25 protein-coding genes and 1 other annotated feature are annotated in these 25,705 nt (G+C 38.2%); of the genes, 8 read left to right on the top strand and 17 right to left on the bottom strand.

From position 1 onward, the window contains the following. Window positions 1-82: 82 nt before the first annotated feature. Entirely contained in the window at window positions 83-1,474 is a 1,392-nt protein-coding gene (locus C7J88_RS07095; protein WP_095118067.1) for an MFS transporter, read from the top strand. Between the two features lie 14 nt (window positions 1,475-1,488). Then, the gene (locus tag C7J88_RS07100; protein ID WP_095118068.1) at window positions 1,489-2,664 is read left to right on the top strand and encodes a M20 family metallopeptidase; all 1,176 of its coding nucleotides are present in this window, start codon (window positions 1,489-1,491) and stop codon (window positions 2,662-2,664) included. Between the two features lie 35 nt (window positions 2,665-2,699). Here C7J88_RS07100 and C7J88_RS07105 read toward each other — a convergent pair whose 3' ends face one another. The 10 genes from C7J88_RS07105 to C7J88_RS07155 all read right to left on the bottom strand — a co-directional run bounded on the left by C7J88_RS07105 (window position 2,700) and on the right by C7J88_RS07155 (window position 10,815). Continuing rightward, window positions 2,700-4,091 carry an MFS transporter gene (locus C7J88_RS07105; RefSeq protein ID WP_095118069.1) on the bottom strand — a complete coding sequence of 464 codons (1,392 nt, stop codon included), beginning with the start codon at window positions 4,089-4,091 and terminating at the stop codon, window positions 2,700-2,702. Between the two features lie 1,161 nt (window positions 4,092-5,252). Continuing rightward, window positions 5,253-5,771, bottom strand: coding sequence for an Abi family protein (locus C7J88_RS10645; RefSeq protein ID WP_159031410.1), 519 nt, complete (start codon window positions 5,769-5,771; stop codon window positions 5,253-5,255). A 29-nt stretch (window positions 5,772-5,800) separates the two neighbouring features. Continuing rightward, the gene (locus C7J88_RS10660; protein WP_095118072.1) at window positions 5,801-6,190 is read right to left on the bottom strand and encodes an Abi family protein; all 390 of its coding nucleotides are present in this window, start codon (window positions 6,188-6,190) and stop codon (window positions 5,801-5,803) included. A 157-nt stretch (window positions 6,191-6,347) separates the two neighbouring features. Continuing rightward, on the bottom strand, window positions 6,348-6,590 hold the full coding sequence (gene rpsR, locus C7J88_RS07125; RefSeq protein WP_014614919.1) for a 30S ribosomal protein S18: 243 nt from the start codon (window positions 6,588-6,590) through the stop codon (window positions 6,348-6,350). Window positions 6,591-6,641: 51 nt separating this feature from the next. Beyond that, the gene (gene ssb, locus C7J88_RS07130) at window positions 6,642-7,151 is read right to left on the bottom strand and encodes a single-stranded DNA-binding protein (protein ID WP_095118073.1); all 510 of its coding nucleotides are present in this window, start codon (window positions 7,149-7,151) and stop codon (window positions 6,642-6,644) included. Window positions 7,152-7,176: 25 nt separating this feature from the next. Then, on the bottom strand, window positions 7,177-7,473 hold the full coding sequence (gene rpsF / locus C7J88_RS07135) for a 30S ribosomal protein S6 (protein ID WP_044360075.1): 297 nt from the start codon (window positions 7,471-7,473) through the stop codon (window positions 7,177-7,179). Between the two features lie 281 nt (window positions 7,474-7,754). Then, window positions 7,755-8,852 carry a redox-regulated ATPase YchF gene (gene ychF / locus C7J88_RS07140; RefSeq protein ID WP_095118074.1) on the bottom strand — a complete coding sequence of 366 codons (1,098 nt, stop codon included), beginning with the start codon at window positions 8,850-8,852 and terminating at the stop codon, window positions 7,755-7,757. Next, entirely contained in the window at window positions 8,852-9,064 is a 213-nt protein-coding gene (locus C7J88_RS07145) for a DUF951 domain-containing protein (protein WP_095118075.1), read from the bottom strand. Before C7J88_RS07145 ends, ychF begins: the two co-directional genes overlap by 1 nt. Window positions 9,065-9,088: 24 nt before the next feature. After that, window positions 9,089-9,973, bottom strand: a complete 885-nt coding sequence (locus tag C7J88_RS07150; RefSeq protein WP_095118076.1) for a mechanosensitive ion channel family protein — start codon at window positions 9,971-9,973, stop codon at window positions 9,089-9,091. Window positions 9,974-10,002: 29 nt separating this feature from the next. Next, a complete protein-coding gene (locus tag C7J88_RS07155; protein WP_095118077.1) occupies window positions 10,003-10,815 on the bottom strand; it encodes a ParB/RepB/Spo0J family partition protein in 813 nt (270 codons plus the stop codon). Between the two features lie 190 nt (window positions 10,816-11,005). Next, window positions 11,006-11,321 (top strand) — a binding site (T-box leader). A 68-nt stretch (window positions 11,322-11,389) separates the two neighbouring features. Here C7J88_RS07155 and C7J88_RS07160 point away from each other — a divergent pair. The 6 genes from C7J88_RS07160 (at window position 11,390) to C7J88_RS10435 (ending at window position 18,927) form a co-directional block, all read left to right on the top strand. After that, window positions 11,390-12,493, top strand: coding sequence for a PLP-dependent transferase (locus C7J88_RS07160; protein WP_095118078.1), 1,104 nt, complete (start codon window positions 11,390-11,392; stop codon window positions 12,491-12,493). Continuing rightward, on the top strand, window positions 12,490-13,665 hold the full coding sequence (metC, locus tag C7J88_RS07165) for a cystathionine beta-lyase MetC (RefSeq protein WP_095118079.1): 1,176 nt from the start codon (window positions 12,490-12,492) through the stop codon (window positions 13,663-13,665). The genes C7J88_RS07160 and metC overlap by 4 nt, the downstream gene beginning before the upstream one ends. Next, on the top strand, window positions 13,619-15,463 hold the full coding sequence (locus tag C7J88_RS07170) for a bifunctional homocysteine S-methyltransferase/methylenetetrahydrofolate reductase (RefSeq protein WP_095118080.1): 1,845 nt from the start codon (window positions 13,619-13,621) through the stop codon (window positions 15,461-15,463). Before metC ends, C7J88_RS07170 begins: the two co-directional genes overlap by 47 nt. Further along, complete coding sequence (gene metE / locus C7J88_RS07175; RefSeq protein ID WP_095118081.1) at window positions 15,457-17,685, top strand: 5-methyltetrahydropteroyltriglutamate--homocysteine S-methyltransferase; 2,229 nt, start codon at window positions 15,457-15,459, stop codon at window positions 17,683-17,685. Before C7J88_RS07170 ends, metE begins: the two co-directional genes overlap by 7 nt. 31 nt (window positions 17,686-17,716) lie before the next feature. After that, complete coding sequence (locus tag C7J88_RS07180; protein ID WP_095118082.1) at window positions 17,717-18,463, top strand: cyclase family protein; 747 nt, start codon at window positions 17,717-17,719, stop codon at window positions 18,461-18,463. 287 nt (window positions 18,464-18,750) lie between these two features. Continuing rightward, window positions 18,751-18,927, top strand: a complete 177-nt coding sequence (locus tag C7J88_RS10435) for a hypothetical protein (protein ID WP_095118083.1) — start codon at window positions 18,751-18,753, stop codon at window positions 18,925-18,927. Window positions 18,928-19,180: 253 nt separating this feature from the next. Here C7J88_RS10435 and C7J88_RS07185 read toward each other — a convergent pair whose 3' ends face one another. From C7J88_RS07185 to rpmH, 7 genes are all read right to left on the bottom strand, one after another. After that, entirely contained in the window at window positions 19,181-19,276 is a 96-nt protein-coding gene (locus C7J88_RS07185; protein ID WP_106904262.1) for a type I toxin-antitoxin system Fst family toxin, read from the bottom strand. Between the two features lie 158 nt (window positions 19,277-19,434). After that, the gene (locus C7J88_RS07190; protein WP_095118084.1) at window positions 19,435-20,286 is read right to left on the bottom strand and encodes a ParB/RepB/Spo0J family partition protein; all 852 of its coding nucleotides are present in this window, start codon (window positions 20,284-20,286) and stop codon (window positions 19,435-19,437) included. A 27-nt stretch (window positions 20,287-20,313) separates the two neighbouring features. Next, window positions 20,314-21,033, bottom strand: coding sequence for a 16S rRNA (guanine(527)-N(7))-methyltransferase RsmG (gene rsmG / locus C7J88_RS07195; RefSeq protein ID WP_095118085.1), 720 nt, complete (start codon window positions 21,031-21,033; stop codon window positions 20,314-20,316). Further along, window positions 21,034-22,908 carry a tRNA uridine-5-carboxymethylaminomethyl(34) synthesis enzyme MnmG gene (gene mnmG, locus C7J88_RS07200; protein WP_095118086.1) on the bottom strand — a complete coding sequence of 625 codons (1,875 nt, stop codon included), beginning with the start codon at window positions 22,906-22,908 and terminating at the stop codon, window positions 21,034-21,036. It abuts the gene before it with no gap. A 17-nt stretch (window positions 22,909-22,925) separates the two neighbouring features. Continuing rightward, on the bottom strand, window positions 22,926-24,308 hold the full coding sequence (mnmE, locus tag C7J88_RS07205; RefSeq protein ID WP_095118087.1) for a tRNA uridine-5-carboxymethylaminomethyl(34) synthesis GTPase MnmE: 1,383 nt from the start codon (window positions 24,306-24,308) through the stop codon (window positions 22,926-22,928). Between the two features lie 148 nt (window positions 24,309-24,456). Then, a complete protein-coding gene (rnpA, locus tag C7J88_RS07210) occupies window positions 24,457-24,804 on the bottom strand; it encodes a ribonuclease P protein component (protein ID WP_095118088.1) in 348 nt (115 codons plus the stop codon). Between the two features lie 159 nt (window positions 24,805-24,963). Next, complete coding sequence (rpmH, locus tag C7J88_RS07215; RefSeq protein ID WP_000240855.1) at window positions 24,964-25,101, bottom strand: 50S ribosomal protein L34; 138 nt, start codon at window positions 25,099-25,101, stop codon at window positions 24,964-24,966. Between the last annotated feature and the right edge of the window lie 604 nt (window positions 25,102-25,705).

Below are 25,705 nucleotides of genomic sequence, written 5' to 3' on the forward strand. Positions count from 1 at the left end.
GAGAAATCATTCACTCTCTTAAAATAAGTAGTGTAAAGAACAGATAAGTATCTAAAACTCGCACTACTTAGGAGGGGTCTATATGGTTCAACAAGAAAATACACAACCTTATAAAGGGGATAATAAGTTAATACTCGGCATTGTGCTCGGTGTGATTACGTTTTGGTTATTTGCACAATCATTACTCAACGTCGTACCAACATTGCAAAACACATTTGATAGTAATATCGGAACAATCAGTACTGCCGTGAGTATTACCGCACTCTTTTCAGGAATGTTTGTTGTTGGAGCAGGAAGTTTTGCAGACAAGTTTGGTCGTGTTAAAACAACCTATATCGGTTTATGGCTCAGTATTATCGGTTCACTGCTCATCATCTTAAGTAACTTACCTGCTTTGTTAATTTTAGGGCGTATCATACAAGGGTTATCTGCCGCAGCAATTATGCCATCTACATTAGCAATTATGAAAGCATATTACGAAGGTGAAGAACGCCAACGTGCACTCAGTTTCTGGTCTATCGGTTCATGGGGTGGTTCTGGACTTGCTTCATTATTTGGTGGCGTTGTCGCAACAAACTTTGGATGGCGCTGGATTTTCATTATTTCAATCATCATTGCCATTGCTTCAATGTTATTGATTAAAGGCACACCTGAGACAAAATCAATCAGCAATACACAATCAAAATTTGATGTCCCTGGCCTGATTCTTCTTGTACTGATGATGTTAAGTATCAACATTATCATCACACAATCAAGTGCACTTGGGTTCACATCACCATTGATTTTAGGATTAATCGCCGTTTTCATCATTGCAACAGTTACATTTATTAATTTTGAAAAACGTCATGAAAACCCATTAATCGATTTTAAACTTTTCCAATCCAAACCTTACACTGGCGCAACATTATCCAACTTTTTATTGAATAGCGTTGCAGGTGTTCTAATCGTCGCAAATACATTTGTTCAACAAGGTTTAGGCTTTAATGCTTATCAAGCTGGCTTACTTTCTATCACATATTTAATAGCTGTCTTAGTCATGATTCGTATTGGCGAGAAAGTGCTACAAAAGGTAGGTGCTAAAAAGCCGATGTTACTCGGTACTTTCATCAATATGATTGGTATCATATTGATCTCACTTACTTTTTTACCAAGTACAATTTATATTATCGTATGTATTATCGGCTACTTGTTGTACGGTTTAGGGCTCGGCTTTTATGCTACACCATCGACAGATATGGCCATATCCAACTCACCTGAAGACAAAGTAGGTGCCGCTTCAGGGATCTACAAAATGGCATCTTCATTAGGGGGTGCATTCGGCATTGCATTATCAGGTGCCTTGTACGGTGCAGTAGCCCATGCAACTAACGTTCAAACTGGCGCAATGGTCGGTTTAGGTCTCAACATTGTGATGGCACTATTATCATTCATCATTATCGTAATTACTGTACCTTCATTCAAAAAAGAAGCCTAAAAGGAGGATTCATTATGATACAAACACTCATTCACACACTCAAAGAGAAAGAATCTCGCATGATTGACATTCGCCGTCATTTACATCAATATCCTGAATTGTCATTTCATGAAAAAGAAACACCAAAATATATTGCAGATTTTTACCGAGACAAAGATTGTACGGTCGAAACAAATATCGGTCCTAATGGCTTGAAAGTCACAATCGATAGCGGTAAACCCGGGAAAACAATTGCCATTCGTGCAGACTTCGACGCCTTACCAATTCAAGAAGCAACAGGGTTACCATTCGCTTCTAAACATGAAGGCGTGATGCACGCATGCGGTCATGATGCACACACTGCTTACATGCTCATCCTCGCAGAGACATTGATCGAGATGAAAGAACAATTCAACGGAAAAGTCATCGTCATTCACCAACCCGCAGAAGAAGTGCCACCGGGCGGAGCACAAGCAATGATTAAAGACGGCGTCCTAGATGGCGTCGATCATGTCTTAGGTGTACATGTCATGAGTCATATGCCTGTTGGTAACATCTATTATCGTGAAGGCAATGTTCAAACAGGTAGAGATTTCTTCAACTTAAAAATACAAGGAAAAGGCGGTCACGGTTCATCACCGCATACTGCCAATGATAGTATTGTGGCAGGGTCATACTTTGTTACTGCCCTTCAAACTGTTGTTTCAAGACGTCTCAACCCATTCGAGACCGGCGTTGTCACAATTGGTTCTTTCGACGGTAAAGGTCAATTCAATATTATTCAAGACAGCGTTGAAATCGCAGGTGATGTACGTGCATTAACTGATACGACAAAGCAGACGATTAAAAAGGAAATCAAACGTCTCTCTGACGGTCTTGAAGCGATGTATGGCGTTACTTGCGACCTAGACTACCACGATGACTACCCGGCACTTTATAACGATCCAGCATTCACACAATTTGTTGTGTCATCCATTGAAGAAGCTGAAACAGATGCCATTCAAGGTATTGAACGTTGCGAACCACAGCCTCCATCTGAAGACTTTGCTTATTACGCCAAAGCCTTACCAAGTACCTTCATCTATGCGGGAGCTGCACCTGAAGATGGTGAACATTACCCACATCACCATCCAAAGTTTGATATTAGCGAGAAATCATTACGTGTCGCAGCTGAAGCAGTCGGTATTACAGTATTAAACTATTTGACATAAAAGTACCCCCTATTTCTTAAATAGGGGGCTTTCTCTTACATATGTGATTGTGTTTTAGGTACTGTAACAAAGATAATGATGAACGCAAGCAGTGCCAAAAATACATTTAGGCCAAGCCCTGCCATCGCACCAATATGAATATTTGTCGCATTGGTTACAACACCATAAACCGCACCTGATAGTGCAATACCAAATGCGCCACCTAACGAAGATGCCATTTTATAAATACCTGATGCCGCACCCGCCTTGTCTTGCGGTGAATTTGCAATAGCTGTATCTGTTGATGGCGTCGCATAGAAACCTAAACCAAAACCATAGAACAAATAACCGATCACACAAACAGCAATATACATTTTGCTTGGTAGGAACGTCATTGAAATCATCAAAATTCCAAACATATTAAACATCGCACCAATCAACATGGGTTTTCTCGCACCAACACGCTGTAATACCATCTCACCCACACGAATCATCGCCAACACAGTAATCAGATAGGTAATTGATAAATAACCCGCTTGAGAACCGTTCAATCCGAGTCCTTGTTGAACGAAAGTATTAGAGACGAGCAACGTCCCTGCCACACCATTTAATAAGAAGTTCGACAATGTCGCACCTGTATATGATGTTGATGTAAATAATTTAAAGTCAATTAATGGCGTATCTTTACGTTTTTCTACTTTGACAAAAAGGAATGTCGTCACAATAAACATTAAAATTAAACTTAAAATGATTGGTGACAAAAAGCCTAGCGTACCACTTTGTGTAATGACAATATTGATACTCAACATCATCAATACAAACAAGATAAGTCCTTGAACATCAAAGCGATAATCTGACTGATGCGTTGCTTTCGTTTCTGGTGTCCCTTTGATTAATACCATCGACGCAAGTGCCACCACAATTGAGATAATAAAAATCCAACGCCATCCGAAGTTCGTCGCAATAACACCACCGAACAATGAAGCAACCCCTGAGCCACCCCATGAACCGATAGACCAGTAGCTCAATGCACGCTGACGATCTTTACCTTGATAATATGTCTTCATAATCGCTAAAGTAGAAGGCATGATTGTAGCGGCAGAGAGTCCTTGAATCACACGACCTAAAATTAATAATGCCGGCACGTTGCTGACAATAATAATTAACGATCCGATGACACTTAACCATAAGCCAACATATGTGATTTTAACGCGTCCAACCTTATCCGCTAAACTCCCCGCACCAACGACAAACATCCCCGAGAAGAGTGCGGTAATACTCACAGCAATGCTGATTGTGCCCAGATTACTATGATACGTATTCTGCAATGCAGGCACCACATTCAATAGCGACTGGGCAAATAGCCAGAATGTAATGACTCCGAGTACAATCCCTAATATTAACTTATTATCTCCTTGATACGTTTGCGTCTTGTCTTGTTGAACCATACTTGTTCCTCCTAAGCTTTCAATAAGATATATGGTCGGTTGCCGATGTTCATAACTATTAAGATAGTGATAGGAATCAATCTAGTTTAGCTAGTTTCCCACCACAACAACTTATATATCTTATGCGCTGCCCACATTAATTTTTAAAAATAGCAGTTGATAGAACAACAAGTATTACAATGCGATGAGTCTGCTATTTCTAAGCTTTGAAATACATGATATATGCAACCTTATCACGTGTAAAGACACGTTATTTTGTTTCTATTGATCATGTGACTTCATACGTTAATAACACTTTAGCACATCTTTGAGAAGGATAGTTAGAAATATTGTGATGTAAACGTATTCATTATGTAAATAAATTTAATTTATAAATAATAAAACATCACCACAAAATTGCGTGTCATATCTACACAACAACAGAATAACCACATCAAATTTTTTCGATGTCATCTTTTATGTTTGGGATGTTTTTATTGAGAGAATATATGGATAAAGGAGGATTTTCATGACACCATATGTATTGATGCTCCTAATCACTATTTCAGTTATATCTTACATTTTTTACAACTTTATAAAGGATAAACCTATTATAAATGTTTTCATAGCTGTCATGATACAATCAATGTTATTATTTATCATAAGATTCTTTTGGTTGAAGGAATCATTTAGTGATTCGTTTGCATTATCTTTTGATCTATTAACTATCATTATAGCGATTATATATTGTATTTATAAGGTGAATAAAAAGAAGAGAAAAACATTGGACTCTTAAGATTTTAATAATGTTAACCACGTAATGTACTTACCGACCTTATATATTAGACGACCACACTTCTACCTCCACCTTAAGAACTTGAATATTTTCATCTTTTGTTTTTAGTCGTTTTAATATATTATGACATATAGGCGCACCATGTCTCCTCTTTATTTTTGGTTTGGTCACTTAAAATGATAGAGACATGGGCGCTTTTTTGCATTAAAATGATTTAAAAAAAGGCGGGATAGCATTTCATGCCATCCCACCACAAGGCGCGTTATCATCACTCTATCATCACAATCATTTAATACGCTTAATCAAAAACTCAGCTCTACATCGTTTTTCGATGCAGAGCCTACAAACATATAGTTTTATTCCTTACTCCAAGAATATCCTATGCTTTAGTAATTATCAAGTATATCATTAAAAAAGTTATAGACAGATACAAATCTTTCGTCATATATATCGCTATTCCTTTTAGCACGAATCATGAATTGATTAAATTCTTGGACTCTATACTTTCTCATATTCGGACTCATAACAATTTTATCGTATACAAATAACATCGCTACCATATCATGTATATTATAATTTCTCAATCGTTTGTTTAACCGATTTTTACTAATACCTAATCGTTTAACAAACTGTGTTATTAAAACACTTTTATCTTTACCAGCCATTTGAGTAGTCAGAACAATATTATTAAGGATAGGAGTATTGTGTGCAGCTTTATTCCTTATGTTTTTAACAAATCTAACTGTTTTACATAATTCTTTATATTCTTCTATATGGTAACGATCATAAAAAAATTCAATAAAGCAGCATAAATCACCAAATTGTATGTATTCAATAAGAAACCATATAGGTGTGTTCGTTTCATATTTTTCATAATCTAAACATCTATAAGAGTCATACTTCAAATGTTTTAGCATCTTTTTATATGGATCTCTTATATTCCTGTTTGGTAGTGTTTTATATATTCAAAAAATAACTGTACTACTTCATATTCATTGTCATTACTCATATTTGTAATCGAACGCATCACATTTAACTTAATTGAGTGTTCAATATCCAAACAAAATTTGATTATAATATACCTTAATTGCATATCGAGACTTGCTAAATCTAACAAGTTTTTGAAATCTACATTTTGATGTTTTTCTACGAATTGACCTTGATACTTAACTGTTTGCTTAGGATAATTATCCATGTAACTATTAAGCTTAAAATAATAATTCTTATATTCCAATACTTTAATAGCTTCAAACTCGTTAATATGATTAAACTCCACACCTTTAAACTTCATATAAAATATAAGTGATTTGAATGATAATAACATTTAAAATACTCCAGTCTTATCAAATATTACACATATTATACACGAATTTCCCAGGAATGTTATTATAATGAAAAAGTATTTTCAATATAAAGTCTATATCCCCTTAAAAACTGCAAAAAACCTCACAACTCCAATGAGTTGCGAGGTTTTATATATCTTACGCTTCGTCTTTAACGAATGGTAATAATGCCATATGACGTGCGCGTTTGATAGCTGTTGTCAACATACGTTGATATTTAGCTGAAGTACCTGTCACACGACGTGGCAAAATTTTACCACGTTCAGAAATGAAACGTTTTAATAATTCAGTGTCTTTGTAGTCGATATGTGTAATACCATTTGCTGTGAAGTAGCAAACTTTTTTACGACGACGACCACCTCTTCTTGGTCCACCTGCCATGATGTGTGCCTCCCTTCCTGTTAAATATTTTTATTGTTCAGTTCGTTTTTTTTAAAATGGTAAATCATCATCACTAATGTCTATTGGCCCGTTCGCATTCGCAAATGGGTTATCATTGCGTGCTGGCTGATTGTTTTGATATGACGAATTTTGGCCTTGCTGTTGTCCACCGAAACTTTGTCCATAACTTTGGAAGTCATTTCCATGGTTTGGACTATTTTGTGCGTGTCGTTGATTCGCTGATTTTGGCTCAAGGAATTGAACACTATCACAAACAACTTCAGTAACATAGACGCGTCGGCCTTCTTGGTTTTCATAACTGCGTGACTGTAAGCGACCATCAACACCTGCAAGGCTACCTTTGAATAAGAAATTATTAACATTCTCAGCTTGTTTACGGAAAACAACGCAGTTAATAAAATCTGCTTCACGTTCCCCTTGCGCATTCGTAAACGTACGATTCACTGCGAGAGTAAAAGTCGCTACACTTACGCCTGAGGGTGTCGTTCTGTATTCAGGATCTTTTGTTAATCGACCTACTAATACAACTCTGTTAATCATGCTTCACGCCCCCATTAAAATTCTATTACTTTTCTTCGTCTTCACGAACAACAATGTAACGAATAATATCGTCATTGATTTTTGCTAAACGTTGGAATTCGTCAGTCGCTGTGTTGTTTTCAGTTTGGATACGTACGATGTAGTAGTAACCATCTTTGAAATCCTCAATCTCGTAAGCTAAGCGACGTTTACCCCAGTCCTTCGTTTCTAATACTTCAGAACCGTCAGAAGCTAAGATTCCGTTGAAACGTTCAACAACTGCTTTACGTGCATCTTCCTCGATGTTAGGACGAACGATGTACATTACTTCATATTTTCTCATTGTATATTTGCACCTCCTTGTGGTCTATGCGGCTTGTTACGCTTTTGCAACAAGCAAGGAATAATTTTCATTACTCACATTTCAAAATTGTATCATACGCCTTACCTTTTGACAATCACGAACCTTCTATATTTTTAATTTTATTGTTATAAACAAAAAATCACTTCTTTCATCTATAAATTAAATAGAGAAAGAAGTGAAAGTTTATTATTCATGAAAAGATGCGTCTTCTTTAAAATTCATACAACACTGCTAAACACATTGATAAAACATTTTTTGTCTTATACGTTAAAGCGGAAATGTACGACATCGCCATCTTGCATAATATATTCCTTACCTTCGAGGCGCATTTTACCAGCTTCTTTTGCCCCTTGTTCACCATTATTGTTGACGAAATCATCGTAACTTGTCACTTCTGCACGAATGAAACCACGCTCGAAGTCTGTGTGGATAATCCCCGCACATTGTGGCGCTGTCATACCTTCTTTAAATGTCCACGCACGTACTTCTTGCACACCTGCTGTGAAGTATGTTGCAAGTCCAAGTAAGTCATATGTTTTGCGAATGAGGCGGTGTAAGCCTGGCTCTTCAATGCCTAATTCTTCTAAGAACATTTCTTTGTCTTCATCATCAAGCGTTGCAATTTCTTCTTCAATTTTGGCACTGATTACGATGACTTCTGAATCTTCTTTAGCTGCGTATTCACGAATTGCTTGTACTTTGTCATTTTCAGCATCGTTAACTTCATCTTCACCAACGTTGGCAATATAAAGCATTGATTTAGATGTTAATAGATGTGCTTGGTTTACGTATTTTTGATCTTCATCATTAAATTCAAGACTACGCACTGGTTTACCATCTTCAAGTGCCTCTTTAATTTCACTTAAAATACGTACTTCATTCATCGCTGTTTTATCTTTTTGACGTGCCATTTTTTCTATACGTGGTAAGCGTTTCTCTACTGACTCAAGGTCTGCGAGCACGAGTTCCATATTGATGACTTCAATGTCTTCAATTGGATTCACACGACCTGCAACATGTGTTACGTTGTCGTCGTCAAATGCACGTACCACTTGGCAAATGGCATCAACTTCACGAATGTGTGACAAGAATTTATTTCCAAGTCCTTCCCCTTTTGAGGCACCTTTTACGATACCTGCAATATCCGTAAACTCAAAAGTTGTCGGCAAAGTTTTCTTTGGATTAACAATTTCTGCTAATTTATCTAAACGCTTATCTGGTACTTCTACAATACCTACGTTAGGATCAATCGTCGCAAAGGGATAGTTGGCTGCTAATGCCCCTGCCTTTGTAATTGCGTTAAATAGCGTAGACTTCCCTACGTTTGGTAAACCTACAATACCCGCTGTTAAAGCCATTATTCATTCTCCTTATCTTGCGTACTTGCAGACTCAAGTACGGTTTTTAATTTTTTATTAAATGTTTGACGTGGCAACATGATACTTCTCTGACAAGCTTCACACTTAATACGAATATCCGCACCCATGCGAATAATCTTGAAGCGATTCGTGCCACATGCATGTTGTTTCTTCATCTCTACTATATCATTTAAACCATATTTTGCAGACACGTGCGTCACGCCACCTTTCATTTGTTATTGTTCGCTGTTCTGTTGATACATTTGAACAAGTGTAGGTGCTGGTGCTTTAATTCCTTCTACTTGGAAGAAGTCTTTCAATTCACGGCGTAAAATACGCGCACCTGTGAAGTTTTCACCTGGTAATGTTTCACCGGCAATACGAATACTGACTTCATATGCGTTTACCGCATCGACACCTAAGACTTCTGGCGCCTCTAAAAACAAGTCGTATTTCTTTGGAATCCCTTTAAGAAATTGATTCATTCTTTTTTCAACTTTTTCAAGATTTTCATCGATAGAAACAGGAATATTAATAATTGCGACACCATTTGTCACAGAGTAGTTCGTTACTTCACTCATTGTACCATTAGGAATCGTAGAAAGCTCACCTGTAATTGATAAAATACGTGTCGAACGTAAACCGATTGCTTTTACTGTTCCTTCTGCGATGGGTGCCCCGCTATTTTTAATGCTGACATAGTCACCGACATCAAACTGGTTTTCAAAAATGATAAAAAAGCCTGTAATGATATCTTTCACTAATGTTTGCGCACCGAAACCGATGGCTAAACCAACGACACCGGCACCGGCTAAGATACTTTCAACACTGATGCCAAATTTACTTAAAATTGTCGTTAATGTAATAAACCAAACGAGATATCCGACTGCATTTTGAACGAGTGTAATCAATGTATGCGAGCGTTTGGCACGACTCGTTCTTCCCGCCTTACTATTTACTTTGAAGAATTGTTCAATCACTTTGTTCAAAATACGCGTTACGATAAATGCTGCTAGGACGTATATCCCGACAATGACTAATTGGGTTAAAAGATTCGAATAAGTCTCTGGTTCAAGTAATGGTTGAATCATCCCTTTAATAATAGACTCAAATTTTTGCATAATGATATCCTTTCTTTCAATTGATATAGCTACGTTTGTTTCAACAACTGAATCAGTCGTCGATAATCCGCTTCTGAATGAAATGTAAATGTCACTTGTCCTTTATTTTGTTTTGTTGCAATCTCTACCGATGTGCCATACAGATCACTTAACTGTTGTTCATGCTGACGAATCAGTTTTGGTTTCTTAATTGTTGTTTGTACAGTCTGATGATTGGGTGATGATTGTGTCTCAGCAACACGTTGCTCTAAATAGCGAACACTCCAAGACTCCCGGACGGCTAAATCTGCGTATTGCCGCATCTTTTCAGGGTTTTTTAGCCCCAACAAAGTACGTCCGTGCCCGCCTGACAATGTCCCTTCTCGTATCAATTGTCGAATTGATGTTGGTAACTTTAACAAACGCAACATGTTTGCAATATATGGACGTGATTTGCCTAGTCTTTTCGCCACTGCTTGTTGTGTCATATGATGTGCTTCCATCAATTGCTGATAACTCTCTGCCTCTTCGACTGGATTCAAGTTCTCTCGTTGTAAATTCTCAATAATGGCAAGCTCTCTCATTTCATGATCTGTCATCTTTCGAACGATTGCTGGTATGTGTGTTAATCCTGCTTGTTCACTTGCGCGATAACGACGTTCTCCTGCGACAATGTAATAACCTTGAATGGACTGCGTGACAACAATTGGTTGTAATACCCCGTGTTGCACAATAGACTGTGAAAGTTCTAATAACTTGTCGCGATCGAAATTTTTTCGTGGCTGATAAGGATTCGGACGTATTTCTATCAAGGGTAACATTTTGACCTGTTCATCTCTTGACTTAGGTGTCACATCTGACATTTCATTCACCTACTCTCACAAAAAAATTTGACTCTTCTATTTTACTGGTTGCACCCTAGATAGACAAGGGATAGCCGTCATATTATATATCACAAAAATGACCGGCTAATCATAATTTTCAGAAAAATGTGTTGACAAGATTTTTGGAGTCGTGTAAAGTGTGATTTACCAAAACGAAACACACAATATTCGAAACACTGTAAAAAGGAAAGTAGAACGTCCCCTGCGATTACAGAGAGTCTTCATTTGCTGAGAGAAGATGTTGAAAGCACGTTTGAAAATGGCCTTGGAGTGTTGATGCCAATATGAGGTATCACCGGGTTCGCCCGTTATAGCGATACAGTATTAACATGTTGTTAAATGGCGTACTGGAATTCCACGTATACACCCTCACAGTATACGCATACTCTAAAGTACACCATACAACTTGGCGTACTGGAAGAGGTTGCTTTAGTGATGAAGCAACGAACAAAGGTGGTACCGCGAACAAAGCTTTCGTCCTTTATATTCCGATCAATGAATCGGCTATAAAGGACGAAAGCTTTTTTATTTTGTTTAAGGAGGTTATATCACGATGAAATCAACTGAACTGGCACAAATTGCTCTAACAGATGATTGTACGGGAGCAATTGCAAATCCCATTTATCTATCTACTGCATATGCACATCCAGAACTCGGTGCATCAACAGGTTATGATTATTCACGTACGAAGAATCCAACACGCAATGCTTTTGAAGAAGCGTTCGCAGCGATTGAAGGTGGCATTGCTTCTTTTGCAACAGCAAGTGGCATGGCAAGTATTCAATTGATTTGCAGTTTGTTCAAACCTGATGATGAAGTACTCGTGTCATATGACTTGTACGGTGGTACTTTCCGCTTATTCCAATACTACGAACAACAATATGGTGTGATATTTAAATATGTCCACTTTGAAGATATTACAGAAGTAGCAGCACATATCAATACAAATACACGTGCATTTTTTATTGAACCGATATCGAACCCACTCATGATTGCGATTGACTTAGAACCATATTACACACTTGCACAACAACACAATATTTTAACGATTGTCGACAATACATTCTTAACACCTTATTTATCAACACCGCTTAAAGACGGTGCAGATATTGTTTTACACTCCGCAACGAAATATATCGGCGGTCATAACGATGTTCTTGCAGGTGTCGTAACAGTTAAAGATGAAACACTCGCTGAGAAGTTAGCTATATTGCACAACATGATTGGTGCTACCCTTTCACCATTCGATAGTTATTTATTACAACGGGGACTCAAAACCTTACATTTACGTGTAGAACGTTCAGAAAGTAACGCACAACGACTTGCTGAACGATGTCACACATTACAAGAAATTGATGAAGTACTTTATAGCGGACAAACTGGCATGTTGAGTTTAAGGCTTGCAGAAGGCTACTCAGTCAGCGCTTTACTAAAACATATTCAAGTTTGCCGCTTCGCTGAAAGCTTAGGTGGTACTGAAACATTTATCACCTTCCCTTACACACAAACACATGTAGATATGCCTGATATCGAAAAAGATAAACGTGGTATTGACCAACAGCTCATCAGACTGTCCATCGGGATAGAAGACTATAACGATATTGAAAACGATCTGATTCAAGCATTAACAAAATCAAGAGAGGACGTGACTGTATGACTTTAACAAAGCAAACACAATTGATTCATGACAGCAAACATGATTCAACATATCAGAGTGCGAATCAACCACTCTATTACTCATCTACTTATCGTCAAACAAAACTGGGTGGTAACGCGCATTATGACTATGCACGGAGCGGCAATCCCAACCGTGAAAATCTCGAAACAAAACTAGCTCAGTTAGAAAATGCGAAACACGGCTTTGCTTTCAACTCAGGCATCACAGCCATTACAGCCGTCTTCCTTACACTAAAGTCAGGCGATCACGTCATTTTACCTGATGATGTCTATGGTGGTACATTTCGCTTAACTGAACAGATACTATCAAAATTCAATATTTCATTTACAACAGTGAATGCTGAAAAACCATCCGAAATCGAACGTGCGATTCAACCAAATACACAGTTGATATACATTGAAACACCTTCAAATCCACTGTTCAAAATCACCGACATTCGTGCAATCGTCAATATTGCACGACGTCATCAATTACGTGTTGCAGTAGACAATACATTTATGACACCACTCGGGCAACAACCGTTAGACTTAGGTGCCGACATCGTCATCCATAGCGCCACAAAGTTTTTAAGTGGCCATAGCGATGTCATTGCAGGTGCGGTTGTCACAAATGATGATGTCATTGCAGAATCGCTTTATCTCATTCAAAACGGAACGGGTACAGCTCTATCTGTATATGATAGTTGGACACTCACACAACATCTCAAAACGCTTGATGTTCGCTTCAAACAATCAGTAGCTAGTGCGACAAAAATACAAACATTCCTAGCAGAACACCCTGCTGTTGCTGAAGTGTATTACCCAGGAAATAGTGACACACACTTACAACAAGCACATCACGGTGGAGCGGTACTTGGTTTTCGCTTAATAGATGAAACGAAGGCACAACAATTTGTCGATGCACTGTCTATCCCACTCGTTTCAGTCAGCTTAGGTGGTGTGGAAACGATCTTATCACATCCGAACACGATGTCACACGCAGCTATTCCACAAGATATCCGTGAATCACGTGGTATTACATTCGGCCTTTTCCGATTAAGTGTAGGCTTGGAAAATGTCAATGACCTCATCTCAGACTTAGACCATGCATTAAAGGAGGTATACGATGAGTCGATTATTAAACACATTGAAGCACAAAGTTCTAGTGGCTGACGGGGCAATGGGAACGATTCTTTACTCGGAAGGATTAGATACTTGCCCAGAAGCCTATAATCTCACACACCCTGAAAAAATCGAACAGATTCATCGCTCATACATTCAAGCGGGTGCAGACGTTATTCAAACGAATACGTACGGTGCCAACTTTGAAAAGTTAAAGCAGTTCGGCTTAGAACATAAAGTCAAAGCGATTCATGAAGCTGCTGTTGATATTGCGAAACGAGCTGCTAACGATGATACCTTTATTCTCGGAACAGTTGGTGGCTTTCGTGGCGTTAAACAAGGTGAACTTTCACTCTCTGCCATTTTATATCACACAGAAATACAAGTAGATACGCTCGTCAATGCTGGTGTCGATGGTTTGTTATTCGAAACGTATTACGACCTAGAAGAATTGCTTAAAGTGATCAAAACAACACGTGCACGATTTACCGATATTCCAATCATTGCACAGTTAACCGCTTCAAATACGAATTATCTAATCAACGGAACAGAGATTAACGATGCACTCCAACAAGTCACTGCAGCAGGTGCCAACATTGTAGGTCTCAATTGTCATCATGGCCCAATGCATATGAAAAATTCATTTAGCCATATTGCTTTACCTGAAAGTGCCTACCTTTCCTGCTATCCAAATGCTAGCTTATTAGATATTGATAATGACACGATCAAATATAGTAACAATGCACAATACTTTGGTGATACAGCCGAACAACTCATTCAAGAAGGCGTTCGACTCATCGGTGGTTGCTGTGGGACGACACCCGAACACATTCGACACATTAAAGCATCCGTCGCATCACTGAAACCGATTAACGAAAAGAAAGTTATTCCAATTCATAAACAGCGAGAAAGAAAGAAAGCAACTTCTCAACGACTGACTCTTGCAGAACGTGTACGTCAACGTCCAACAATTATTGTTGAACTAGATACGCCAAAACACTTAGATACAACACGGTTCTTCGACAATATCAAAGCACTTGATGAAGCAAAAATTGATGCTGTGACGTTGGCGGACAATTCACTAGCAACCGTGCGGGTCTCAAATATTGCAGCCGCTAGTCTTATCAAACAACAATTTAATATTGAACCACTCGTACACATTACCTGTCGAGATCGCAACTTTATTGGTTTACAGTCTCACCTGCTCGGCTTATCATTACTCGGCATTCACGAAATATTAGCCATCACTGGAGACCCTTCAAAAGTAGGTCATCTCCCAGGGGCAACTAATGTATACGATGTGAACTCAAAAGGATTAACAGAATTAGCATTGCGCTTTAACAGGGGGATTAATTCTAACGGCGATGCGCTAAAGACAGAAACACACTTTAACATCGCGGGTGGATTCGATCCACATGTTCGAAATATTAAAGCCGCTGTTCGTAAAATGGAAACAAAAATTGAAAGTGGCATGCATTACTTTATTACACAACCTGTATTTACTAAAGAGAAAATCACTGAAATTTATGAAGCAACAAAACATCTGGATGTCCCTATATTTATAGGTATCATGCCAATCACCAGCTACAAAAACGCCTTATTCTTACATAACGAGGTGCCTGGTATCAAGATGTCAGAAGATGTACTCGCACAGTTTGAAGCTGTCGCAGATGACAAAGAAGCAACATATGAACTCAGCTTGTCACTCTGCAAATCATTAATCGATGAAGTTCATCACTATTTCAATGGACTGTATCTCATCACACCATTTGAGCGGGTCGATTATTCACTCGCACTCGCAGAATACTCAAAATCTATTACAAACCATAATCAGGAGGCTATATTATGACAATTAAAACAACTAACTTAGGATTCCCAAGACTTGGACGTAAACGTGAATGGAAAAAAGCAATTGAAGGTTATTGGAACGGTAAAATCACAAAAACAGAACTTGATGAAACACTTCAAGATTTACATCGTGAAAATCTTTTATTACAAAAACACCATCAACTCGACAGTGTGCCAGTAGGTGACTTCTCACTTTACGACCACATTCTCGATACATCACTCTTGTTCAACATTATTCCTGAACGTTTTCAAGGACGTGACGTAGATGATGATCTATTATTCGATATCGCACGTGGTAATAAAGAACACGTCGCAAGTGCACTCATCAAATGGTTCAATACGAACTACCACTACATCGTACCTGAATGGAACAGTGTGACACCGAAAGTCAGCAAAAATACATTACTTGAACGCTTCAACTATGCAAAATCACTTAATATCCCTGCACACCCAGTCATTGTTGGCCCAATTACGTTCGTGGCTTTATCAAAAGGTGGCGACCAATCTTTTGAAGAAAAAGTGCGCACATTATTACCGCTTTATATCGAAGTATTCGAATCACTTGTTCAAGCGGGTGCAGAATTAATTCAAGTGGATGAACCCATTTTAGCAACGGATAAAGGCTCAGAACTTGAAGCAGTCACTCAAGATGCTTATAAAGCGTTCGCTGATGCGGAACTCGCTGACAAGTTAATTATCCAAACATACTTTGAACGCGCAAACGTGAAGTTTTTAAGTAGCTTACCTGTAAAAGGTCTCGGTTTAGATTTTGTACATGATCGTGGTCATAACTTAGAACAAATCAAAAATGGCGATTTCGATGCTTCAAAAACATTATTTGCTGGTATTATTGATGGCCGTAACGTATGGGCAGCAGATATTGAAGCGAAAAAAGCATTGATTGAATCACTTACACAATATACAGATGATCTTTATATCAATCCATCATCTTCATTATTACACGTACCAGTCTCATTAGACGATGAAACATTAGATAGCGATATTCGTGACGGTTTAAGCTTTGCGACTGAAAAGTTAAACGAACTGGATGCATTGAAACGCTTATTCAATCAAAATGACACAGCAAAATTTGATAAGTTAGCTGAACAATATGCACGTTTCCAACAACAAGATTTCAAAAATTTAGACTATGATTTCAATAGTGTGCGTTCACAACGTGCCTCAGCATTTGAAGTGCGTAAAGCAGCACAACAAGAACGACTGAACTTACCAGACTTACCAACAACAACAATTGGATCATTCCCACAATCATCTGAAGTACGTAAATACCGTGCTGATTGGAAAAATCAACGCATTACAGACGAAGCGTATGACACATTCTTAAAAGATGAAATTAAACGTTGGATTGATATTCAAGAAGACATTGGTCTTGATGTCTTTGTACATGGTGAGTTCGAACGTAATGACATGGTCGAGTTCTTCGGTGAAAAGCTACAAGGTTTCTTAGTAACGAAGTTCGGATGGGTGCAATCATACGGTTCACGTGCTGTAAAACCACCAATCATTTATGGTGATGTAAAATGGACAGCGCCATTAACAGTTAAAGAAACCGTTTATGCACAAAGTCTGACTGACAAGCCTGTTAAAGGTATGCTCACAGGTCCTGTGACAATCTTAAACTGGTCATTTGAACGTGTCGACATTCCACGTGAAACAGTTCAAAATCAAATTGCACTTGCGATTAATGAAGAAGTATTAGCACTTGAAGAAGCAGGTATCAAAGTCATTCAAGTAGACGAACCTGCATTACGTGAAGGTTTACCGCTTCGTAAAGAATTCCATGAAGATTACTTACGCAACGCAGTGCATAGCTTTAAGCTAGCGACATCATCAGTGGAAGATCATACGCAAATTCATACGCATATGTGTTACTCACAGTTCGGTCAAATCATCCATGCCATTCATGAATTGGATGCAGATGTTATCTCAATTGAAACATCACGCAGTCACGGTGACTTGATTCAGGACTTTGAAGATATCAACTATGATCTCGGTATTGGTCTTGGTGTTTATGACATCCATAGCCCACGTATCCCAACAGAAGATGAAGTCACAACAGCGATTAATCGTGCCTTACAACAAATCGATCGCTCACTCTTCTGGGTCAACCCAGACTGCGGTTTGAAAACACGTAAAGAAGACGAAGTAAAAGCAGCTTTAACTGTTCTTGTAGATAGCGCTAAAAAACTTCGCAATGCATAATGATGATTGACTTATGAAAGGAGGCTTGCCTATGACAAACTCACTATGGCATCAGCTTCAAACACTCAAAGATGCACGTTGGATTGATTTAACACATCCCTTCAATGCGGACTCCCCTCACTTCTCCGCATTTGAAGGGGCACGTGTTGAAACACCTTTCACTGTTGAAAAAGACGGCTTTTTCGTTCAAGAGTGGTCATTCGTTACACAGTACGGGACGCACATCGATGCACCGATACATTTTGTAGAAAATCAACGCTACTTGCATGAACTTCAACTGAAAGAACTTGCTCTCCCCCTGATTGTATTAGACTTTTCAGATGAAGTAGCCAAGGATGCAGACTTCCGACTCACACGTGCTCATATCGAACAGTGGGAAGCGGAAAATGGCATCATTGAACCCGATACCTTTGTTGCCTTTCGCAGTGATTGGTCCAAACGCTGGCCAGATCACGAAGCATTTGAAAATAAAGATTCAGATGGTAACCAACATTTACCAGGTTGGTCACTTGATGCCCTCAAATATCTCTTAGAAGAACGCCATGTGAAAGCGATAGGTCATGAAACATTTGATACGGATGCTTCTGTTGACATCGCCAAGCATGGAGACATTATTGGTGAACGCTACGTTCTTGGTCAAGATCGATACCAAATCGAACTCTTAACCAACCTAGATCAACTGCCCGCACGTGGTGCCGTGATTTACAATATTGCCCCGAAACCCGATCACGCACCCGGCTTCCCCGTGCGTAGTTTCGCCATTGCCCCTCAATCATAAAACATACACAAACAAGGTACACATTCCCCGCTGTGTACCTTGTTTTTCTTATATTAAGATGTTCGAACAGCCGTCATGACAACACCCATGAAGAAAAGGAGGAGGAGTTTATGAATGGTTTTATAGTAATTATGCTTTGTTTACTTCCATTAGTTTTTGTTAATATCCATTTTTATTTAGAAAATAAAAAAATAAATAACTTTTTATATTATTATAGTTTTTGTAAAAATCACATATGGTATCACGATATCTAGTATGTATGTTAAATAACCATTAGGAGAATGATAATGAAAAAAATAATAAGTACAATGACTTACGGATCATTTCCTTTAAAACTGAAAGTTAAGCAAAATTTATTTTCGACTAAAACAGTTGAAATTAAAGCAGTTCTTGACACCGAAACCGGAGAAGTAACTTTTAAAATTTCTAATGAGGATTTGAAATATTTCAAATCTAATAATTAATAAAGCAAAAACAACAGAATCATATTATAAACTGGCTCCCTATAGATTAGAGACTACTACTTAAAACCAGAAGTTATCCTCCTACAACACCAAAAATAAGGCATTGAGACAGGAGTTAAGATTTAATAAATTTGTACTTTTTCATCAACTTATGTTACACTACAAGTAACAAGAATACTTGCATTTTAAGCACCAAATCCCCTTACTACTGCAATAGTAAGGGGATTTTTTAGTGTGGCTTAGTCACCTATTTTTACTTTTCATCGCGTTTTCGAAGCCAATGCGAAAAAAGCGCAATGATACAACCACTAATAACAGCAGTTGTGATATGAACAAGAATACTTGTCACCTTCAGCACCTCCTCTCTACGTCAAGTTTGACACCCGAGGGATAGGCGACACTTTTATTATATCAACATCAAAAAAAGATTAATATAGTTATTAAATTTTCAAAAATAACAAAACGGACAGTACCCCCTTTTCTCTAATAGGTTACTGTCCGTTATATTTATTTTCGATATATTTTCACACGAATCTCATAGTAGTCATCATGATCTTGTTCTTTTTGTTCAAACTTAATTCCGTTTGCACGAATCTCTAACAAGCTATCAGCGATAATGTCACGTGCTGTAGAAATATCATATACCATTTCTGGTGTTGTTTCGTCATTGTCTCCTGTTACCACAACTTCTGACTTAGCCGCTTCTTTCAGCTTGTCTTCAGTTTGTTTGACGTTCAATTGTTGTTTCACAATCAATGCTAACATCTCTTCTTGACGTTCCGCTGACAAGCCAACAAGTGCTCTACCATGACGTTCCGTAATTTGGTGGTCACGAATTGCTTGTAAGACACACGGTGTCAGCTTTAATAAGCGTAACTTGTTCGCAATAAAGCTTTGACTCTTACCAACACTTTTCGCAAGTTCGGCCTGCGTAATGCCTTCAAATGCCAAGAGTTTCTTATACGCTTCAGCTTCTTCCACTGCCGACAAGTTTTCACGTTGAATATTTTCAATCAATGCGACAACTGCTGTCTCTTCATCATCAAGATGACGTACTAACACTTCTGCTTCAGTCATCTGATTCATCTGTAAGGCACGAAAACGACGTTCTCCTGCGATGATTTCATACATATTTTCTTCAATTGGACGTACAACAATTGGTTGTAGTAAACCATGTTCACGAATCGATTCTGCAAGTTCTTCAATACGTGCACGATCAAAGGTCTGACGTGGTTGATAGCGGTTCGGCACAATTCGTTCTATACGAATCGTCTCAACACCTTGTCGTTCCGTTTCCGATACTTCCATCAACGCATCTTTATTTTTAAGTCCAAACAACTTAGAAAAAGGCTTCTTCATATGCGCATCTCTCACTTTCAGCTGCTGCTATTCTACGAGCGGTGCTTTATTCGGTGTTCCTGGTTTTCGTGGATATTTCTTTGGTGTCTGACTACGTTTCTGAATTTTAATGATTTGGCGTTCTCCTGCTTCTTCAGGCAATGTAAAGCTATATACATCTTCAACACGGCCACCTAAGATACCAATCGCAAAACGTGCTTCATCTAATTCTTCTTGCCCTTTTGAAGACTTCAATGCCATGAAAAGTCCATGTTTTTTTACGAGTGGTAAGCACAGTTCACTCAATACTGACAATCTCGCTACTGCACGTGCTGTGACAATATCGAAAGACGCCCGGTAGTCTTCATTCTTACCAAATGTTTCTGCACGATCATGTACAAAGCTGACCCCTTCCAATTCTAAGGCATCCGCCAATTGGTTTAAAAACTGGATACGTTTATTCAACGAGTCAACAATCGTCACATGTAAATGTGGGAATACAATTTTTAGTGGGATACTCGGGAAACCAGCACCTGCTCCCACATCACAAATGTGTAATGGTTCCTTCAAGTCACAGTAAAAACTGAGTGTAATCGAGTCATAAAAATGTTTCAAATAAACTTCATGCTTCTCTGTAATACTTGTCAGATTAATTTTGTCATTCCACGTTACAAGCATATCATAATATGTTTCAAATTGTTGCTTCTGCTTGTCTGACAACGTAATACCATGTTCATCTAATTGTTTTGCTAACCATTCTACACTCATTTATTTCACCCTTTGTATTTTCCCTTGTTCCAAATAAACCAACAAGATTGAGATGTCAGCTGGGTTTACCCCTGAAATACGTGACGCTTGCGCAATATTCAATGGTTTGACTTCTGATAATTTTTCACGTGCTTCAGATGCCAAACTATCAATTTTAGAATAATCTAGATCCTCTGGAATTTTCTTTTGCTCCATACGTTTTACTTTATCAACTTGTTGTAAGGATTTATTGATATAACCTTCATATTTTGTTTGAATTTCAATTTGTTCTTCAACATCTGATGATAACACATGTTCTTCTTCTAAAATTTCTAAGACTGTCTCATATGTCATCTCTGGACGGCGCAACAATTCATTCGCTAAGATACCGTCTTTCAAGCGAGAACCACCTTCACGTTCAATAATGGCTTGAACACGCTCTGATGGCTTAATACGAATGCCTGCCAAGCGTGCCAATTCGTCTTTGATCTGTTCACGTTTTTCATTAAAACGTGCATAACGTTCTTCGGAAATTAAGCCAAGTTCATGACCAATATCTGTTAAACGTAAGTCTGCATTATCATGACGTAATAATAAACGATATTCTGCACGAGATGTTAATAAACGATAAGGTTCATTTGTCCCTTTCGTTACAAGGTCATCAATTAATACACCAATATACGCATCTGAACGGCGCAAGATTTTCTCTTCTTTACCTAGAACACGTCCAGCTGCATTAATGCCTGCCATTAAACCTTGTCCTGCCGCTTCTTCATATCCAGATGTTCCGTTAATTTGTCCTGCTGTATAAAGATTCTTGATCATTTTCGTTTCAAGTGTTGGCCAAAGTTGTGTAGGAACGATCGCATCATATTCAATCGCATATCCCGCACGCATCATGTCTGCTTTCTCAAGCCCTGGAATTGTCGCAAGCATTTGACGTTGAACCGCTTCCGGTAAGCTTGTAGACAATCCTTGAACATATACTTCATTCGTATTACGACCTTCTGGCTCTAAGAACAACTGATGACGTGGTTTATCATTAAAACGGACAAACTTATCTTCAATTGATGGACAATAACGTGGTCCTGTTCCTTTAATCATACCTGAGTACATCGCTGAAAGATGCAAGTTGTCATCAATGACTTTATGTGTTTCACCATTTGTGTATGTTAACCAGCATGGGAGTTGATCCAAGATATATTCCGTTGTGTCATAACTAAATGCACGACCAACATCATCACCGGGTTGAATTTCTGTTTTACTATAATCAATGGTTTTCGCATTGACACGTGGTGGCGTTCCTGTTTTAAAACGCACGACATCAAAACCGATTTCTCTCAGATGATCCGCCAATGTAATCGATGGTAATTGGTGGTTCGGTCCACTTGAGTACTTCAAGTTACCGAGAATAATTTCACCACGTAAGAACGTTCCAGTCGTTAAAATAACCGCTTCAGCACGATATTCTGTACCGATATTCGTACGAACACCCTTCACAGCACCATCTTCAATGATTAACTTATCGACCATCCCTTGCATTACTTCAAGATTGTCTTCATCTTCCAACACACGCTTCATTTCTTGTTGATACAACACTTTATCAGCTTGTGCACGTAATGCACGTACGGCTGGTCCTTTACCTGTATTCAACATGCGCATTTGAATATGCGTTTTATCAATTGTTTTCGCCATTTGTCCACCGAGTGCATCAATTTCACGGACAACAATTCCTTTTGCCGGTCCACCAACTGAAGGGTTACATGGCATGAATGCAATGTTGTCTAAATTTATCGTTAACATTAATGTACGTGCGCCACGACGTGCAGAAGCCAAACCTGCTTCAACGCCTGAATGCCCTGCACCTACAACAATGACATCATATGTTTTAATCATTCGTATTCCTCCATACATTATTTTCCGAGACAGAACTGGCTAAAGAGTTGGTCAATCAGTTCTTCACTTGCTGATTCGCCGATAATCTCACCGAGTAACTCCCAAGTACGTGTTAAATCAATCTGTACCATATCCATTGGGATGCCTGATTCTGCTGCTTCTATCGCATCTTGAATTGCTTGTTTCGCTTGTTTTAATAATGAAATATGACGTGAATTCGACACGTACGTCATATCTTGATTTTGTATCGATCCATCAAAAAACAAATCACGAATTTGTAATTCTAGCGCATCAATTCCTTGCTGTGTCTGCATTGATGTTTCTATAAGTGGCTTATCACCAATCATTTGTTTCACTTCATCGATATCAAGCTGACGATCGAGGTCAGTCTTATTCACAATGACAATAACATCTTCATTTTTAATCACTTCATATAATTGACGATCTTCTTGTGTGAGCATCTCATTGTTATTTAAAACGAACAAAATCAAATCCGCTTCCTGTAACGCCTTACGTGAACGCTCAACACCAATACGTTCCACAATATCTTCTGTTTCACGAATACCTGCCGTGTCAACTAACTTCAATGGCACGCCACGAACATTCACATATTCTTCTAAAACATCTCGCGTCGTTCCAGCTACTTCTGTCACAATCGCCTTGTTTGATTGAATCAAGTTGTTCAACATAGAAGACTTCCCTACGTTTGGTTTCCCAACAATGACTGTTGAAAGACCTTCACGCATAATCTTTCCTTGAACGCCTGTATCAAGCAATTGTTGAATTTCTTGCTTGATTTGACGAGAACGTTCCAATAAAAAGTCCGTTGTCGCTTCTTCGACATCGTCGTATTCGGGGTAGTCGATATTCACTTCAACTTGCGCCAATACTTCTAAAATCGACTGACGTTGCTGTTGAATCAATGTACTCAGTCGTCCTTCTATTTGATTCATCGCCACTTTAGACGCTCGGTCCGTCTTAGATCTGATAAAGTCCATTACCGCTTCAGCTTGAGATAAGTCGATACGACCATTTAAAAAGGCACGCTTCGTATACTCACCCGGTTCAGCCATACGTGCACCGTGCGTCATCGTTAACTCTAGCACACGATTAATCGTTAAAATCCCACCGTGACAGTTAATCTCCACGATGTCTTCTCTCGTAAACGTACGTGGTGCGCGTAAAACAGAAACCATCACTTCTTCCACAACATCACCCGTCTCTGGATCAATGATGTGTCCATAGTTAATTGTATGCGTTGGTACCTGTTCAAGCTTTTGTTTACCTTTATATAATTTATCTGCAATTGCGACCGCATCATGTCCAGATAAACGCACAATGCCAATCGCACCTTCACCCATCGGCGTTGATATACTCGTAATTGTATCTAACTGTTCCACGTATACGTGCCTCCTTTATCTCAAGTTGATTATGCCTTATTGTAAAATGTTTCAGTTCGAATTGCGACTATCCTGTTCATAACACTGAAAGAGTTACTACGTTTTAGACTTCGGTTTGTCTGACATCACACAACCCGAAGTCTAACCGCTATGGTATTCTCTTATTAAAAACCTTCGCAATCTTCAAGACATGTTCCAAACTCTTTTGCACTTCTTGTACTGACATATCTTTTGCCGGAAAACGTGCAATGACGATTAAATCTTTCGGTAAAAAATCTTCTTTGTGTACTTTAAAACATTCTCTAATACTTCTCTTAATACGATTGCGTGTCACTGCATTACCCAGTTTTTTTGAAACGCTAATCCCTAGGCGAAAATGATCCGCTTGTTGTCGATCATAACTATAAACGACAAACTGGCGATTCGCGACTGATTTGCCATGTCGATAAATCTTTTGAAAGTCAGCATTCTTTTTAATACGGTATGCTTTTTCCATTTACTATCACTCGTCTTTCTGATTATAACGTCTCTTTCTACTATTATATCCGCTCTATAATTCTATATTTCACTCATTGGGTAGACTCCCCTACCCTATTCATCACATCAGATGCACGATACTTTCGCAAAAAAAAGACCACTGAATAAGTCAGTGATCTTATGCTGATAAAACTTTGCGACCTTTACGACGACGACGCGCCAATACTTTACGGCCATTTTTAGTGCTCATACGTTTTCTGAAACCATGAACTTTACTATGTTTACGTTTGTTTGGTTGATAAGTACGTTTTACCATGCAAAACACCTCCGTCTCAATTCGTCCAATTATCTAATCATCACTCTAGATAAGTTAATTTTCGATTTCTACATTTAAAATAGAACTGTCTTTTTAAATGAAATGTTTACATTTCAAGCAACTACTACAATATAACAAAATACAATTTGTAAATCAAGTACGATTTTTATAACTTCTATTATTTTGTATCAAACAAACTAACAAAGCTAATGAAAAACCACGCTTTATATAGGAAATCATGCTCAGTAAGAAAATCTCATAAAATTGAATATGAAATAATATCTACATCTCATTAATTATTGATGCAATTCTCAATTTAATTGTACAACGATATATTCAATCATATCGTGTCATTCATTTCGATATTAATCGTACAAAAAATATTATCCACACATGAATGAAACTGTTTGTAAGTTATCCACTTATTCACAAATTGTTTTTGAAAACTTGTGGATAATTATTTTCTCCCCACAATTTATCCAAATATCCACACACATGTTCACACCTATTTGACAGTGCTATATGTTAAAAAGTATAATTGTGTGGATAAGTGGTTGGAACCCTTATATTATCTGACTTCATACTTATCGTTTTCCCCAATTAT

Source organism: Staphylococcus muscae (genome assembly GCF_003019275.1).
Classification (GTDB): domain Bacteria; phylum Bacillota; class Bacilli; order Staphylococcales; family Staphylococcaceae; genus Staphylococcus; species Staphylococcus muscae.